The organism is Streptomyces sp. NBC_00154 (assembly GCF_026342835.1).
Taxonomy (GTDB): Bacteria; Actinomycetota; Actinomycetes; order Streptomycetales; family Streptomycetaceae; genus Streptomyces.
Genome location: NZ_JAPEMI010000001.1, coordinates 3,545,673 through 3,561,074, shown reverse-complemented (window position 1 = coordinate 3,561,074; position 15,402 = coordinate 3,545,673). Strand labels below are relative to the sequence as shown.

Sequence of the window (15,402 nt, the reverse complement as noted above, 5' to 3'; positions counted from 1 at the left end):
GTCCGGGGCAGCCCCTTCACATGCTCAGACGCTCGATGCGCCCTTACGCGTCCTTCGTCAGGTTCGGGCCGGCGCCGCCTGCCGCCTGCTCGATCGGCGGGACGTCGGGCAGTGCCGACTTCTCCTCGCCACGGAAGGTGAACTTCTTCTCCTCACCCTCGCCCTCGGTGCCCACGACCACGATGTGACCGGGCCGCAGCTCACCGAAGAGGATCTTCTCGGAGAGGATGTCTTCGATCTCGCGCTGGATCGTCCGGCGCAGCGGCCGGGCGCCCATCACGGGGTCGTAGCCCTTCTTCGCCAGGAGCGACTTGGCCTCCGCGCTGAGCTCGATGCCCATGTCGCGGTCCTTCAGGCGCTCGTCCACCTTGGCGATCATGAGGTCGACGATCTGGATGATGTCTTCCTCGGTCAGCTGGTGGAACACGACCGTGTCGTCGACACGGTTGAGGAACTCGGGCCGGAAGTGCTGCTTGAGCTCTTCGTTGACCTTGTTCTTCATCCGCTCGTAGCCGGTCTTGACGTCACCCTGGGCGGCGAAGCCCAGGTTGAAGCCCTTGGAGATGTCCCGGGTCCCGAGGTTGGTCGTCATGATGATGACCGTGTTCTTGAAGTCCACGACCCGGCCCTGGGAGTCGGTCAGGCGACCGTCTTCCAGAATCTGGAGCAGGGAATTGAAGATATCGGGGTGGGCCTTCTCGACCTCGTCGAAGAGGACGACGGAGAACGGCTTGCGGCGCACCTTCTCGGTGAGCTGGCCGCCCTCTTCGTAACCCACGTAACCGGGGGGAGAACCGAAGAGGCGGGAAACCGTGTGCTTCTCGCTGAACTCCGACATGTCGAGGGAGATCAGCGCATCCTCGTCACCGAAGAGGAATTCGGCGAGCGTCTTGGAGAGCTCCGTCTTACCGACACCGGACGGGCCGGCGAAGATGAACGAGCCACCGGGGCGCTTCGGGTCCTTCAGGCCGGCTCGCGTACGGCGGATCGCCTGCGAGAGGGCCTTGATGGCGTCCTTCTGGCCGATGACGCGCTTGTGGAGCTCGTCCTCCATGCGCAGCAGACGGGAGGACTCCTCCTCCGTCAGCTTGAAGACCGGGATACCGGTGGCCGTGGCCAGGACTTCGGCGATCAGCTCGCCGTCGACCTCGGCGACGACGTCCATGTCGCCGGCCTTCCACTCCTTCTCCCGCTTGGTCTTCGCCGCCAGCAGCTGCTTCTCCTTGTCGCGGAGAGACGCCGCCTTCTCGAAGTCCTGGGAGTCGATGGCCGACTCCTTGTCGCGGCGGACACCCGCGATCTTCTCGTCGAACTCGCGGAGGTCCGGCGGCGCGGTCATCCGGCGGATGCGCATCCGGGAACCGGCCTCGTCGATCAGGTCGATCGCCTTGTCCGGCAGGAAGCGGTCCGAGATGTAGCGGTCGGCCAGCGTCGCGGCCTGGACCAGAGCCTCGTCCGTGATGGAGACGCGGTGGTGGGCCTCGTAGCGGTCGCGCAGACCCTTGAGGATCTCGATGGTGTGCGGCAGCGACGGCTCCGCGACCTGGATGGGCTGGAAGCGGCGCTCGAGGGCCGCGTCCTTCTCCAGGTGCTTGCGGTACTCGTCGAGCGTCGTCGCACCGATCGTCTGGAGCTCGCCTCGCGCCAGCATGGGCTTGAGGATGCTTGCCGCGTCGATCGCGCCCTCGGCGGCGCCCGCACCCACCAGGGTGTGGAGCTCGTCGATGAACAGGATGATGTCGCCGCGGGTGCGGATCTCCTTGAGGACCTTCTTCAGGCGCTCCTCGAAGTCACCGCGGTAGCGGGAGCCGGCGACCAGCGCGCCGAGGTCGAGGGTGTAGAGGTGCTTGTCCTTGAGGGTCTCGGGCACCTCGCCCTTGACGATGGCCTGCGCCAGGCCCTCGACGACCGCCGTCTTGCCGACGCCGGGCTCGCCGATGAGAACCGGGTTGTTCTTGGTACGGCGGGACAGCACCTGCATGACCCGCTCGATCTCCTTCTCGCGCCCGATGACCGGGTCGAGCTTGGATTCGCGAGCGGCCTGGGTGAGGTTCCGGCCGAACTGGTCGAGCACCAGGGACGTGGAGGGCGTGCCCTCCGCGGGGCCGCCTGCAGTGGCCGCCTCCTTGCCTCCCGAGTACCCGGAGAGCAGCTGGATGACCTGCTGCCGCACGCGGTTCAGGTCGGCGCCCAGCTTCACGAGTACCTGGGCGGCGACGCCCTCGCCCTCGCGGATCAGGCCGAGCAGGATGTGCTCGGTACCGATGTAGTTGTGGCCGAGCTGAAGAGCCTCGCGGAGCGACAGCTCCAGGACCTTCTTGGCTCGCGGAGTGAAGGGGATGTGCCCGGACGGGGCCTGCTGGCCCTGACCGATGATCTCCTCCACCTGCTGGCGGACCGCCTCGAGCGAAATCCCGAGGCTCTCCAGGGCCTTAGCGGCGACACCCTCACCCTCGTGGATAAGGCCCAGGAGGATGTGCTCGGTGCCGATGTAGTTGTGGTTGAGCATCCGGGCTTCTTCCTGAGCCAGGACGACAACCCGCCGCGCGCGGTCGGTGAACCTCTCGAACATCGTTAATCGCTCCTCAGAGCGGTCAGGCAGTAAGGGGTCGGTCCCCTCCCTGTCCTTCCGCAGCTTAGTCCCGCAAGCGGGGACCGCTCATTCCAACTGCCGACACCCGTCCTTGGCCTCCTGCCCCGAACGCCGACAACTGCTCCAACCCGATGGTGCGAGACGATGTTCCCGCAGGCCAGGCAGATACCCCTATCGCCAGTACGCCGACGGCGAACGTGAGACGTCTCGGCCTGCGTGTCGCCCCTCCCCACTAGGGATGTCTTACCCGCAATTACAGACAGTCCATGCGGCGCACGCCGGTTCCCTCCGCTACGGGCGAACATCCTTGCGCTGCGAAATGCGCTCGTGCGCCTCCATTCCGGACACGCTGCGCATGCAATTGAAGACTCTGCGTAACTCCGGGGGCCTTTCGGCAGTTCTTCCGGCATGGCCCTCACCGTCCCGCCCCCGCGCTCGCCGCTCGCCGACGACCGCGACGGCCATGGCGACCATGCGCAGTGGTACGAGCGCGAACTCGACTGGGCGACGACGGGCACCGCTCCGGTCCGGCTGCTGACCGGGCTGCGGTTCGACGTCCTGGAACTGCCCGCGGTCGCGGGTCACGCCGCACTGCGGCGGGTGGGACGCACCGGGCCGGTGGCACTGACCGGGCAGACCATGGGGCTACTGGTGGCCCCGGGGAGCGCCGACGAGCTGCCGGGGCTGCTCGACTGGCTGGAGTGGGGCGGGGTGGCCCTCACGTTGACCGCCGTCGGTACGGGCGGGCGGATCATCGCGCCGGCACCGCCCGGCTGGGCGGCCGGCTCGCCGGGGGCCGCCGTATGGCTGCGGCCCCCCGAGCTGCGGCACGAGGGGGAGGCGGAGCTCCCGGCCCTCGCCGGCCTCGGGAGCAGGGGTGGGGATGCTCCCGATCTCGTACGGCTCGTGGACGCGATGGCAACGGAATGCCACCGGGCCCGGTTGATGCGTGCCGGAACAGGATGGCCGGCAACGGGATGCGCGGCCGATCAGTCGACGGCTCAGCCGTTGGCCTTCTCGTAAGCCTCACGGATCTCTGCCGGAACACGACCGCGGTCATTCACATTGTGACCGTTCTCGCGCGCCCACTTACGGATCTCGGCGGTGTCCTTGTTGCCACCGGGAACGGCGCGACCCTTGCCACGGCCGGCCGCGGCACGGCCACCGGTGCGTCGGCCACCCTTGGTGTACGGCTCAAGAAGACCGCGGAGCTTGTCCGCGTTGGTCGTGGTGAGGTCAATCTCGTACGTCTTGCCATCCAGAGCGAACGTCACTGTCTCGTCCGCCTCGCCACCGTCGAGGTCATCGACAAGAAGGACCTGAACCTTCTGTGCCACCGGATTTCCTTTCATCGAAAATGCAGTACGCGGAAAGGAAACCGCTTTTCTCCGGAAAACACAAACCCCTGGGAGAGGTTCAGGAGTGCAAGAACGCGGGAAACATGCGCGATTCGGACATAGGGTTCCGGGTTCTTCCGGCGGTCACAGGTGCAGAAGCATCCGACTGTTGCCCAAGGTGTTCGGCTTCACTCGTTCGAGACCGAGGAACTCCGCTACGCCCTCGTCATAGGAACGCAGCAGCTCGCTGTAGACATCTGTGTCGACCGGTGTCTCTCCGATCTCCACGAAGCCGTGCTTGGCGAAGAAGTCGACTTCGAAGGTGAGACAGAAAACCCGGCGCACACCCAGCCAACGGGCGGTCTGCAACAGCTTGTCCAGTACTTGATGCCCCACTCCGACACCCTTGATGCTGTGATCGACCGCGAGAGTACGGACTTCGGCGAGGTCTTCCCACATCACATGGAGTGCACCGCAGCCGATGACCCGGGCATCCGCGTCGCGTTCCGCGATCCAGAACTCCTGGATGTCCTCGTAAAGCGTCACCGTCGCTTTGTCGAGCAGGATGCCTTCGCGTACGTACCCGTCGAGGAGACGGCGGACCGAGGGCACATCGCTCGTCCTGGCACGGCGGACAGTGATGGCTGCGTTTATAACCGACGGTTCGGTACGGAAATCTGTATGCGGAAGCTCTGAGGACATGCCCCGACGCTATCGCCCGGTCTCCGGGCCCGCGTCATCAGCCGGGTGATCCCCGACCTCCGGGGCGTCCGGGGCGTCCGGGGATACGATCCGCATCGCATCGCGGAGAGCGTCGCGCTGCTCGGCGGACATCATGCCGAAGAAGGCGACAAGAGCGGCGGCCGGGTTGTCACTGTGCGACCAGGCTTCGTTCATCAGTGCGGCCGAGTAGGCGGCGCGGGTGGAGACCGCCGTATATCGATATGCGCGGCCCTCGACTTCCCTGCGCACCCAGCCCTTCTGATGGAGATTGTCCATTACCGTCATGACGGTCGTGTACGCGATGGACCGTTCCTGCTGAAGGTCCTCAAGGACTTCCCGCACGGTGACCGGACGGTTCCATTGCCAGACCCGCGTCATCACGGCGTCTTCCAGCTCTCCCAATTGGCGGGGCACAGCGTCACCATAGTGCTAGATGTCTGGAATGGCAGGTTATTTACACAGCAAAAGGGCGTACGGCTCATGATGAGCCGCACGCCCTTCGCTCAGTGCAGTGCGGTGCGATCCAGTGCTGTGCAGTGGCAGCACGCGAGGTACCGGTCAGACCCCGTCGGTCCGCGGGGTCTTCCGCACCGCCTCGGCGCGGCTGATCGCCGAGTCCACGGCCGCGTCCTCCTTGGCCTTGTTGGGGCCGCCCTGGCTCTTGACGATCGTCACGACGAGGCCGATGAAGAAGGCAGCCATTACCACGGGGGGCACGAGCGCGGATACGTAGTCCATGGCGTCCAGAGTAGCGAGCCCGGTACGGGCTTTCGCGTGCCCCCTCCGCCGTCCGGCGTGGCTACCCCGCGGCGCGCTGCTGCGCAGGCGGGGCCGGCGGGGCCGGGCGGCGGCGGGGCGGGAAGACCTCCGAGGGCTTCGGTGCGGGGCGCTCGGGCTGTGGCACCGGACGGGCCGGGGCCGGCGGGGCCTTCGGCCGTTCGGGTTCGGGGGCCGCCGCCCGGCCGCCGGGCAGTGCCAGCAGGCGGCTGCGCGGGGCAGGGGTCGTCGCGGGTACGGCCCGGCCGGCGAGCCGCGCCCGTACCGACCGTTCGGCGAGCACCTGGCAGCGCTCCAGGAGCGCTGCGGCGACCGGTCTGCCGCGCTGGAGGCGCAGTGCGGCCAGATCCTCCGGGCGGGGGTCGTAACCGGCGGCCAGGGCGTCCTGGAGCAGTTCCAGATAGCCGGTGGCGGAGCCGGGAAGGGCGTCTCGGTAGCGGACGAGGTCGGCGAGGAGGAACGCGCGCAGCCGTCCCGCCTCGCCGGCCACCTCGTCGACGGAGCCCGCAAGCCGCAGGCAGTCCTGGACATCGTCGTCGGGCAGGGGCGCGGGGTGGAGGGCGTTGGCGAGGGCGCGTCGGAGCACTCGCAGCTCGTCCGCGCTGAACGCCATACCGCCGCGTGATCCGTAAGGCGTGGGCATAGCGCGACAATACGTGCTAAATGGACAAAATCGGCTTAGCTGGCCGACGGCGGCGCGGCGGCGGTCGCCCCGCCGCCGCACCGTTCCCGCAGGTGCCCGGCGCCGCGCCTACATCCGGGCCACGTTGCGCTCGTACACCAGACGCAGGCCGATGAGCGTGAGCCAGGGCTCGTGCTCGTCGATCACGGAGGACTCGCCCAACACCATCGGAGCAAGCCCGCCGGTCGCGATGACGGTGACGTCGTCCGGGTCGGCCGCCAGCTCCTTCTTCATGCGTTCGACGACGCCGTCGACCTGGCCCGCGAAGCCGTACACGATGCCCGACTGCATGGCCTCGACCGTGTTCTTGCCGATCACGCTGCGCGGCCGGGCCAGCTCGATCTTGCGGAGCTGGGCGCCCTTGACGCCGAGTGCCTCGACCGAGATCTCGATGCCGGGGGCGATGACCCCGCCCGCGTACTCGCCACGGGCGGAGACCGCATCGAAAGTGGTGGCGGTGCCGAAGTCGACGACGATCGCCGGACCGCCGTAGAGCTCGACGGCGGCGACCGAGTTGATGATGCGGTCCGCGCCGACCTCCTTCGGGTTGTCCACCAGGATCGGCACCCCCGTCTTGATGCCGGGCTCCACGAGTACGGCAGGGACATCCCCGTAGTAACGACGGGTGACCTCGCGCAGCTCGTGCAGCACCGCCGGGACGGTGGCGCAGATCGCTATACCCTCGATGCCGTCGCCCAGCTCCTCGCCGAGCAGCGGGTGCATGCCCATCAGGCCGTTGAGCAGCACCGCGAGCTCGTCCGCGGTGCGCCGGGCGTCGGTGGAGATCCGCCAGTGCTCGACGATCTCCTCACCGTCGAACAGGCCCAGGACGGTGTGGGTGTTGCCGACGTCGATGGTGAGCAGCATCAGACGCCGGCCCCGTCGGTGTCGCGGAAGTCCAGGCCGATGTCGAGGATCGGTGAGGAGTGGGTGAGCGCACCGACGGCGAGGTAGTCGACGCCCGCGTCGGCGTAGGCGCGGGCGCTGTCGAGGGTGAGACGGCCGGAGGACTCCAGGGCCGCGCGGCCGCCGACGACCGCTACGGCCTCCTCGGTCTCGGCCGGGGTGAAGTTGTCCAGCAGGATCAGGTCGGCGCCCGCCGCCAGGACCTCGTGGACCTGGTCCAGGGTGTCGACCTCGACCTCGATCGGGACGTCCGGGAACTCGTCCCGCACCCGCTTGAAAGCCTCGGCGACACCGCCCGCCGCGATGACATGGTTGTCCTTGACCAGCGCGGCGTCGGAGAGCGACATCCGGTGGTTGACGCCGCCGCCGCAGCGCACCGCGTACTTCTCCAGGGCGCGCAGTCCCGGAGTGGTCTTCCGGGTGTCGCGGACCTTGGCCTTCGTGCCTTCGAGCACGTCGGCCCAGGCGCGGGTCGCGGTCGCGATGCCGGAGAGCCTGCAGAGCAGGTTGAGCGCGCTGCGCTCGCCGGTGAGCAGGTCGCGGGTGCGGGTGGTGACCGTCAGCAGCTTCTGGCCGGGGACGACGCGGTCGCCGTCCTCGACATGGCGCTCGACCTCGAACTCGGCCGTACAGACGATGGAGAGGACGGCCTCGGCGACCCGCAGACCGGCGACGACACCGGCTTCGCGGGCGGTGAAGTCACCGGTGGCCATGGCCTCCTCGGAGACCGTCGCGACGGTTGTGACGTCCACGCCGTGGTCGAGGTCCTCCTCGATGGCGACGTGCGCGATGTCCTCGACCTGAACGGGGTCGAGGCCCGCGTCGGCGATGAGCTGGGCGAGGTCGGGGTCGAGGCCGCACTCCAGCGGGTCCAGCTCGTAGCCGTCGTCCCCGCCGCAGCCGCAGGCGTCCCCGCAGCCGCCCGCGGACGGTGCGGGCGCGCCGATCTGGATCAGCGGTACGTCCACGGGTGTGGGGCGCGGATTCTCTTCGGGCGTGCTCACGGTTACGGCTCCTCGGGGGTGGGGTGGGTCGTGGTTGCTGCTGCGCAGTCTGGTGCCCCCGCCGGGTGTACGGGCGGGAATGCCTCGGATTCCGTACGGCTGAGGACGAGCCGGCGGTCCGGGGTGAGCCGCACGACGAGGTGGCGGCGCCAGGTCTCGTCGTTCCGCTCGGGCCGGTCCTCGCGCCAGTGGCAGCCGCGGGTCTCCTCGCGCTGCCGGGCGGCGGCGACCAGGACGCGCGAGACGAGGAGCAGGTTGGTGGCCTCCCACGCCTCGACGCCGGGCTCCGCGCGCTTCGGCCCGGTCGCCCAGGCGTCGGCGGCCGCACTGTTGTGCAGGGCCTCGAGATCGTCTGCGGCGGTGACGAGACTGGCGGCGGAACGCAGGACGCCGGCGCCCCGGGTCATGATCCGCTGAATCGTGGTCCGCGCCTCGGGGGCGAGCAGCGGCGAGGGGGCGGGGTCGGTCTCCCGTTCGGTGTCCCGGTCCGCCACCAGGGTCGCTGCCTTCGTCACAGGGGCTGCCGCCTCCGTCGCGCGCGGCCGGTCCTCGACGATGTCCGCCGCGATGCGTTCGGCGAAGACCAGGCCCTCCAGGAGCGAGTTGGACGCCAGCCGGTTCGCCCCGTGCACGCCCGTGCAGGCGACCTCGCCGCACGCGTACAGCCCCGGGACCGTCGTCCGGCCGCGCAGATCGGTACGGATGCCGCCGGAGGCGTAGTGCGCGGCGGGGGCGACCGGGATCGGTTCGGTGATCGGGTCGATGCCGTGGGCGCGGCAGGCCGCCAGGATCGTGGGGAAGCGCTGTTCCCACATCTCGGCGCCGAAATGGCGGGCGTCGAGGTACATGTGCTCGGTGCCGTGCAGCTGCATCTGGCGGGTGATGGCCTTGGCGACGATGTCGCGCGGCGCCAGTTCCGCCAGTTCGTGCTGCCCGACCATGAACCGGGTTCCGGACGCGTCGACGAGGTGGGCGCCCTCGCCCCGTACCGCTTCCGATACGAGGGGCTGCTGGCCCTCGGAGTCGGCGCCGAGGAAGAGCACCGTCGGGTGGAACTGGACGAATTCGAGGTCGGAGACCTCCGCGCCGGCCCGCAGCGCGAGGGCGACGCCGTCGCCCGTGGAGACCGGCGGGTTGGTGGTGGCGGAGAAGACCTGGCCCATGCCGCCGGTGGCGAGGACCACCGCGGGGGCGTGGACCGCGCCGACGCCGTCGTGCTGGCCCTCGCCCATGACGTGCAGGGTGACGCCGGCGGTGCGGCCTTCGGCGTCCGTCAGCAGGTCCAGGACCAGGGCGTTCTCCACGGTGTGGAGGGCTGCGGAGCGGACCGCCTCGACCAGGGCGCGGGAGATCTCGGCGCCCGTCGCGTCCCCGCCCGCGTGCGCGATCCGGCGGCGGTGGTGGCCGCCCTCGCGGGTGAGCGCGATGTCGCCGGTGTCGGTGGTGTCGAAGTGCGCGCCGGTCTTGATCAGACGGCGTACGGCGTCGGGGCCCTCGGTGACCAGGGTCCGTACCGCCGACTCGTCGCACAGGCCCGCCCCCGCGACGAGGGTGTCGGCCAGGTGCTGTTCCGGGGTGTCGCCTTCACCGAGGGCTGCCGCGATACCGCCCTGCGCCCAGCGGGTGGAGCCGTCGTCGAGCCGGGCCTTGGTGACGACGACGGTGGCGAGGCCCGCGGCCGCGCAGCGCAGCGCGGTGGTGAGGCCGGCGACGCCGGAGCCGACCACCACGACATCCGCGTCGATGGCCCAGCCGGGGGCGGGGGCGGTCAGCCGTATTCCGGTCACGTGTCGGCTCCGAAGGTCAGCGGGATGTTGTCGATGAGGCGGGTGGCGCCCACCCGCGCGGCGACGGCGAGGATCGCGTCACCGGTGGTCCGGTCGTCGGGGATCTCGGTGAAGTCCGCCGGGTCCACGAGCGCCAGATAGTCCAGGGCGAGCGGGGGCTGTTCGGCGGCCGCGTCGTCGAGGATCATGCGCGCGGCGGCGCGCACCGCCGCGGGTCCGTCGTCCGGCCTGGCCCGCGCCACCGCCTGGGTGTCGGCGGCCGCGCGGGCCTCGCCGAGCCGGGTGAGTGCGGCGGCACGGTCCGTCGTCGCCGGGGTGGTCTGCGCGCGGGCGTGCAGCGCCTGCTGGGCGGCGAGCCTGTCGCGGGCCGCGAACAGGGCCCGGGACAGGGCCAGGGCGGTGTGGCGCTCCTGGGCGTCGAGGAAACGGTTGCGGCTGGAGAGCGCGAGGCCGTCCGGCTCACGGGCCGTCTCCACGCCGACGATCTCCACCGGGAAGTTCAGGTCGCGCACCATACGGCGGATCAGCGCCAGCTGCTGGGCGTCCTTCTGCCCGAAGAACGCGACATCGGGGCGGGTGAGGTGCAGGAACTTGGCGACGACGGTCAGCATCCCGTCGAAATGGCCGGGCCGAAACGCCCCTTCCAGCCGCTCGCCCATCGGGCCCGCGGCGATCCTGACCTGCGGCTCACCGCCGGGGTAGACCTCGTCGACGGACGGGGCGAAGACCACGTCGGCACCGGCCGCGCCCGCGACGGCGAGATCGGCGTCGAGGGTACGGGGGTAGCGCTCGAGGTCTGCGGCCTCCCCGAACTGGAGCGGGTTGACGAAGACGGTGACGACGACCTGACCGTCCGGGCCCGCGGCGGCGCGGGCGGCACGGACCAGGCCGGCGTGCCCCTCGTGCAGGGCGCCCATGGTCATGACGACGGCCCGCGGTCCCTTGCGCCCGCCGGACGCGTCCAGTTCGGCGGCCGTACCGAGCAGGGTGGTGGAGGTTTCGGTCATCGGGTCTCTCCCGGTCCGGTGCTGCCCGTGGTACCCGCGCCCGCGGCCCCGTCGGCCAGGACGCCGAGCAGGTCCTCCGCGAGCTCCGGCTTGAGCAGACCGTGCGCCAGCGCCCGGTCGGCGGTGGCGCGGGCCATCGCGAGGTAACCGGCCACGGTCTGCGGGGCGTGCCTGCGCAGCTCGCCGATGTGAGCGGCGACCGTGCCCGCGTCGCCGCGGGCGACCGGGCCGGTCAGCGCGGCGTCACCGGAACGCAGGGCGTTGTCGAGAGCGGCGCCGAGGAGCGGGCCGAGCATCCGGTCGGGGGCCTCGACCCCTGCCGTGCGCAGCAGCTCCATCGACTGGGCGACCAGCGTGACCAGGTGGTTCGCGCCGAGAGCGAGCGCCGCGTGGTAGAGCGGACGGGACTCCTCCGCGATCCATTCGGGCTCGCCGCCCATCTCGATGACGAGTGCCTCGGCGGCGAGCCGCAGCTCCTCTGGCGCGGTGACGCCGAAGGAGCAGCCGGCCAGCCGCTGGACGTCGACGCTCGTGCCGGTGAACGTCATCGCCGGGTGCAGGGCGAGCGGCAGCGCACCGGCCCGCAGGGCGGGGTCCAGGACCCGTGTCCCGTAACGCCCCGACGTGTGGACGATCAGCTGCCCCGGGCGGACCGCTCCGGTCTCGGCGAGGCCCTCGACGAGGCCGGGCAGGGCGTCGTCGGGCACGGTCAGCAGGACCAGCTCGGCACGCGCGAGCACCTCGGCGGGCGATACGAGGGGCACGTCGGGCAGGAGCGCGGCGGCCCGGCGCACCGACGCGTCGGAGACGCCCGACACGGCGACCGGGCGGTGCCCGGCAAGCTGCAGGGACGCGGCAAGGGCAGGGCCTACCCTGCCCGCGCCCACGACACCCACGGTGAGGCGGGCGGGGCGGTCCCTCGCGTCGAGGGGCTCCTTGGGTGCTGTTGCGTTCACGCGGCGATGGCCTTCCGTTCCAGTCCGCGGGGGGTACCGGACGATTTCTCTGCATGCTACGCCAGCGTTTCGCGCAGACTCCTGGCCGTCCACAGGCTGTGGACGAATGCGTGGACGGCCGCCGGGGCGGGGACCACGAAACCGTGTGGGCGGGGGCCGCCTTCTGCGTGATGATCGTCCCATGGCAGACAGGCACGAGCAGGCACGAGCGCAGGCGCAGGGCGAGATCCGGGACGAGGTCCGGGACCGGGCGGGGGACGGGATACGGGACGGAGAGCCGGACCGCGAAACGGCTGAACGGTTCCGGCGGATCGCCGCCTGGCGCCGCGCCGAGCGGAGCCTTTGGCGGCCGCCCGTCGATCGCACGCTCGGCGAGCAACTGGCCGACCTGGGCGCGTACGCCGGTTCCGTGGCCGATCTGGACCGGCCTGCGGACATCTACGGCGACGGGATCGTCGCCGTACTGGAGCAGCGCATCGCCGATCTGCTCGGAATGGAGTCCGCGGCCTTCTTCCCGACCGGAACGATGGCTCAGCAGGTCGCGCTGCGCTGCTGGGCGGGGCGCACCGGCAGCCCGACCGTGGCACTGCACCCGCTCTCGCATCCGGAGGTGCACGAGCGCGGTGCTCTGGGGTCGGTGAGCGGGCTGCGTACCGTCCACCCGACGTCCGAGCCGCGGCTGCCCACCGCGCAGGAGATCCGCGACTTCGCCGAACCTTTCGGCACGCTGATGCTGGAGCTGCCGTTGCGCGACGCCGGTTTCGTGCTGCCGGAGTGGGAGGAGCTGGAGGCCGTGGTGGCGGCCGCCCGCGAACGCGATGCAGTGGTGCACTTCGACGGCGCGCGACTGTGGGAGTGCGCCCCCCGCTTCGGGCGCGGGCTGCCGGAGATCGCAGCGCTCGCGGACAGCGTGTATGTGTCGTTCTACAAGACGCTCGGCGGGCTGTCCGGAGCCGCGCTCGCCGGTCCGGAGTCCCTGATCGAGGAGGCCCGCATCTGGCGCCACCGGTACGGCGGCCAGCTCTACCAGCAGTTCCCGGCGGCGCTCTCGGCGCTGGTCGGCCTGGACCGGGAGCTGCCGAAGCTGTCGTCCTACGTGGCGCAGGCGCAGGTGGTGGCCGGCGCCCTGGCCGAGGGCTTTACGGAGTCCGCTGTTCCGTGGTTCCGGGTACATCCGGAACCGCCGCACACGCACCAGTTCCAGGTATGGCTGCCGTACGGGGCAGAGGCCCTGACCGAGGCGGCGGTACGGCAGGCGGAGGAGACGGGCGTGGCGCTCTTCCGCAGGTGGCACCCGGCTTCGGCGGGACCGCCCGGGGTGTCCTACACGGAGGTCACGGTGTCGGAGGCGGGGCTGGAGTGGACCGCGCGGGATGTGCGGGTGGCGGTGGGGGAGTTCGTGAACCGGCTGGGTTAGCGGCGGGCACCGGGGCCGTCCGGCGGCCGCCCTGTCCTCAAGCGCCGGAGCGGCTGGAGTTGTCCGGCGGGGTGGAGTTGTCCGGCGGGGCGGAGTGGTGACCGTGGGCGAACAGTTCTCGTAGTGCCGTGCGCCGGCGGCGGCGTGCCGGGAGGCCCGCTGTCACCGCGTCGAAGCGGCGCAGGTCGCGTACGTCCCGTACCACCGCCCAGTCGTGCCGGCCGGGCAGCGGCGGCGGCAGTTCCCCGTGCTGGGCTGCGCGATAGCTGTCGATCATGTGCTGCTGAATGGCGTCCATGAACTCAGCGTGGGCCGGTCCCGGCGGTCCCGCGCGACGATTGACGGCCACCGTCAAATGGCGCCTGACGCCTTCGCCGCACCCCGCACTATTGAGGGGTGAGCGTGAACATCGACATCGCGGGACTGCCGCCCGAGCGCATCGTCTTCGAGACCTCGCCCCTCGCCGAGCTGGGGCTGGCTCTGCATGCGCTCTCCGAGCCGGGGCACCATCCCGGACTTCACGGCTGGGCGACGGCGACCGCCGCCTCGCTGGAGCCCGACCTGGCCGACCGGCTGCACGAGGCCGAGTTCCTGTGGCGCAACACGTTCTCCGACGTCTTCATGCCGTTCGCCGGGGTGCGCGGCGGCGACGGCCGGACCGGGGCGACGCTCGCCGAGGATCTGGACATCCTCGACCGGCTCGACGACGAACGGTTCGTCGCCGCCGCCCTGGAGTTCACCTGCGCCAGCCTGTACGGGACCGGCGCACCCTCCCCGCTCAGCGACCCGCTGATGCGCGCCCGCGCACTGGACATGGCGGCGGCGCGCGGTCCGCGGCAGGTGGAGTTCACCCGGCAGTTGCTGGCCGACCCCGTACCCGTACGCCGCTGGGTCCGGCGTCTCTTCGAGGACTGCGACGAGGCGTTCTTCGCGGACACCTGGCGGCGGGTCCAGGTCCAGCTGGTCGCCGACGCCCGGCACAAGACGGATCTGCTGCGGCGCAAGGGAGCCGGTGAGGCGTTGGGGGCGGTGTCCGCCGCACTCTCGCTCGACGAAGGCGCGTGCAGGATCAGCGCCGACAAGATGACGGAGGGCTCGACCACCGCGACCGACCCGGCCGTCGGCGCCGGGCTCACGCTCATCCCGACCAGCTTCGGCTGGCCGCATCTGATGGTGCTGCACGCGCCGGGCTGGCGCCCGGTGATCCACTATCCGGTGCGCCGCCCCGAACTGCCCTCCCCCGCCTCCGTCGAAATACTCCAGTTGCGGCTGGAGGCGCTGGCCCACCCCATGCGGATGCGGCTGTGCCGCAACCTCGCCCGTTCTCCGTACACGACCGGTGAGCTCGCCGACTCGCACAGCATCACGCCGCCCGAGGTCTCCCGGCATCTTTCGGTACTGAAGAAGGCCGGTCTGGTCACCACACGGCGGCGCGGCCGGTACGTACTGCACCAGCTGGACCTGACGGTGGTGGCCCGGCTCGGCAGCGACTTCCTGGAGGGCGTGCTGCGGTGAGGTGACCGGCGCGCGCCTGTCAGCCCGCCCCGCCTCCGCCGGCCCGCACCAGTCCCGTCTCGTACGCGAGCACGACGACCTGCACCCGGTCGCGCAGGTTCAGCTTGGTGAGGATGCGGCCGACGTGCGTCTTGACCGTCGCCTCGGAGAGCACCAGCCGCGCCGCGATCTCGCCGTTCGACATGCCCTGCGCGACCAGCAGCATCACTTCGCGTTCGCGTTCGGTGAGCTTGCCGATGTCCTTGTGCTTGGGTTCGTCGGTGCTGCTCGGCAGCATGGACGAGAAGCGGTCGAGCAGCCGCCGGGTGGTGGACGGGGCGACGACCGCGTCGCCGCTGTGCACCGAACGGATCGCGCCGAGCAGTTCGGCCGGCGGCACGTCCTTGAGCATGAAACCGCTGGCCCCGGCCTTCAGACCGGAGAAGGCGTATTCGTCCAGGTCGAACGTGGTCAGGATGAGCACCTTGGGCGCATCGGGCCGGGCGCAGATGCGCCGGGTCGCCTCGACACCGTCCAGCCTCGGCATGCGCACATCCATCAGCACCACGTCGACGGCGGTGGAGCGAAGGTTCTCGACCGCCTCCGCGCCGTCGCCGGCCTCGGCGACGACCTCCATGTCCGGCTGCGCCGCGAGCACCATCCGGAAGCCGGTGCGCAGCAGCACCTGGTCGTCGACGAGCATCACGCGGATCGCCATG

The 15,402-nt window shown here is 70.6% G+C and carries 16 protein-coding genes; 3 read left to right on the top strand and 13 right to left on the bottom strand.

The genetic code is table 11. From position 1 onward, the window contains the following. Nucleotides 1–43 precede the first annotated feature (43 nt). A complete protein-coding gene (locus OHA03_RS16045; protein ID WP_030925328.1) occupies nucleotides 44–2,572 on the bottom strand; it encodes an ATP-dependent Clp protease ATP-binding subunit in 2,529 nt (842 codons plus the stop codon). Nucleotides 2,573–3,001: 429 nt separating this feature from the next. On the opposite strand from OHA03_RS16045, the gene OHA03_RS16040 reads away from it, so the two are divergent. Next, nucleotides 3,002–3,616 carry an SCO3374 family protein gene (locus OHA03_RS16040; RefSeq protein ID WP_267004525.1) on the top strand — a complete coding sequence of 205 codons (615 nt, stop codon included), beginning with the start codon at nucleotides 3,002–3,004 and terminating at the stop codon, nucleotides 3,614–3,616. Here OHA03_RS16040 and OHA03_RS16035 read toward each other — a convergent pair. The 10 genes from OHA03_RS16035 to OHA03_RS15990 form a co-directional block, all read right to left on the bottom strand. After that, on the bottom strand, nucleotides 3,595–3,930 hold the full coding sequence (locus OHA03_RS16035; RefSeq protein WP_267004524.1) for an Lsr2 family protein: 336 nt from the start codon (nucleotides 3,928–3,930) through the stop codon (nucleotides 3,595–3,597). The two genes, OHA03_RS16040 and OHA03_RS16035, sit on opposite strands and share 22 nt — an antisense overlap. A gap of 144 nt (nucleotides 3,931–4,074) precedes the next feature. After that, nucleotides 4,075–4,632: an amino-acid N-acetyltransferase gene (locus OHA03_RS16030; RefSeq protein WP_078852725.1), complete on the bottom strand. Its 558-nt coding sequence runs from the start codon at nucleotides 4,630–4,632 to the stop codon at nucleotides 4,075–4,077. A 9-nt stretch (nucleotides 4,633–4,641) separates the two neighbouring features. Next, on the bottom strand, nucleotides 4,642–5,067 hold the full coding sequence (locus OHA03_RS16025; RefSeq protein WP_267004523.1) for a BlaI/MecI/CopY family transcriptional regulator: 426 nt from the start codon (nucleotides 5,065–5,067) through the stop codon (nucleotides 4,642–4,644). Between the two features lie 144 nt (nucleotides 5,068–5,211). Next, complete coding sequence (locus tag OHA03_RS16020) at nucleotides 5,212–5,391, bottom strand: hypothetical protein (RefSeq protein WP_267004522.1); 180 nt, start codon at nucleotides 5,389–5,391, stop codon at nucleotides 5,212–5,214. Nucleotides 5,392–5,452: 61 nt separating this feature from the next. Then, complete coding sequence (locus OHA03_RS16015; RefSeq protein WP_267008064.1) at nucleotides 5,453–6,043, bottom strand: hypothetical protein; 591 nt, start codon at nucleotides 6,041–6,043, stop codon at nucleotides 5,453–5,455. Nucleotides 6,044–6,181: 138 nt separating this feature from the next. After that, the gene (locus OHA03_RS16010) at nucleotides 6,182–6,979 is read right to left on the bottom strand and encodes a type III pantothenate kinase (protein WP_267004521.1); all 798 of its coding nucleotides are present in this window, start codon (nucleotides 6,977–6,979) and stop codon (nucleotides 6,182–6,184) included. Then, on the bottom strand, nucleotides 6,979–8,022 hold the full coding sequence (gene nadC, locus OHA03_RS16005) for a carboxylating nicotinate-nucleotide diphosphorylase (protein ID WP_267004520.1): 1,044 nt from the start codon (nucleotides 8,020–8,022) through the stop codon (nucleotides 6,979–6,981). The genes OHA03_RS16010 and nadC overlap by 1 nt, the downstream gene beginning before the upstream one ends. Before the next feature lie 2 nt (nucleotides 8,023–8,024). Continuing rightward, nucleotides 8,025–9,809, bottom strand: a complete 1,785-nt coding sequence (locus tag OHA03_RS16000) for an L-aspartate oxidase (protein WP_267004519.1) — start codon at nucleotides 9,807–9,809, stop codon at nucleotides 8,025–8,027. Beyond that, the gene (panC, locus tag OHA03_RS15995) at nucleotides 9,806–10,816 is read right to left on the bottom strand and encodes a pantoate--beta-alanine ligase (protein ID WP_267004518.1); all 1,011 of its coding nucleotides are present in this window, start codon (nucleotides 10,814–10,816) and stop codon (nucleotides 9,806–9,808) included. The genes OHA03_RS16000 and panC overlap by 4 nt, the downstream gene beginning before the upstream one ends. Beyond that, a complete protein-coding gene (locus tag OHA03_RS15990; RefSeq protein ID WP_267004517.1) occupies nucleotides 10,813–11,772 on the bottom strand; it encodes a Rossmann-like and DUF2520 domain-containing protein in 960 nt (319 codons plus the stop codon). The genes panC and OHA03_RS15990 overlap by 4 nt, the downstream gene beginning before the upstream one ends. A gap of 181 nt (nucleotides 11,773–11,953) precedes the next feature. Here OHA03_RS15990 and OHA03_RS15985 point away from each other — a divergent pair, with 181 nt between their 5' ends. Beyond that, the gene (locus OHA03_RS15985) at nucleotides 11,954–13,189 is read left to right on the top strand and encodes a low specificity L-threonine aldolase (RefSeq protein WP_267004516.1); all 1,236 of its coding nucleotides are present in this window, start codon (nucleotides 11,954–11,956) and stop codon (nucleotides 13,187–13,189) included. A gap of 37 nt (nucleotides 13,190–13,226) precedes the next feature. On the opposite strand, the gene OHA03_RS15980 is transcribed toward OHA03_RS15985, so the two are convergent. Continuing rightward, nucleotides 13,227–13,487, bottom strand: a complete 261-nt coding sequence (locus OHA03_RS15980; protein ID WP_267004515.1) for a hypothetical protein — start codon at nucleotides 13,485–13,487, stop codon at nucleotides 13,227–13,229. Between the two features lie 104 nt (nucleotides 13,488–13,591). On the opposite strand from OHA03_RS15980, the gene OHA03_RS15975 reads away from it, so the two are divergent. Continuing rightward, nucleotides 13,592–14,704, top strand: coding sequence for a DUF5937 family protein (locus tag OHA03_RS15975; protein WP_267008063.1), 1,113 nt, complete (start codon nucleotides 13,592–13,594; stop codon nucleotides 14,702–14,704). Nucleotides 14,705–14,723: 19 nt separating this feature from the next. On the opposite strand, the gene OHA03_RS15970 is transcribed toward OHA03_RS15975, so the two are convergent. Then, nucleotides 14,724–15,401, bottom strand: a complete 678-nt coding sequence (locus OHA03_RS15970) for a response regulator transcription factor (RefSeq protein WP_267004514.1) — start codon at nucleotides 15,399–15,401, stop codon at nucleotides 14,724–14,726. Nucleotide 15,402: the final 1 nt, after the last annotated feature.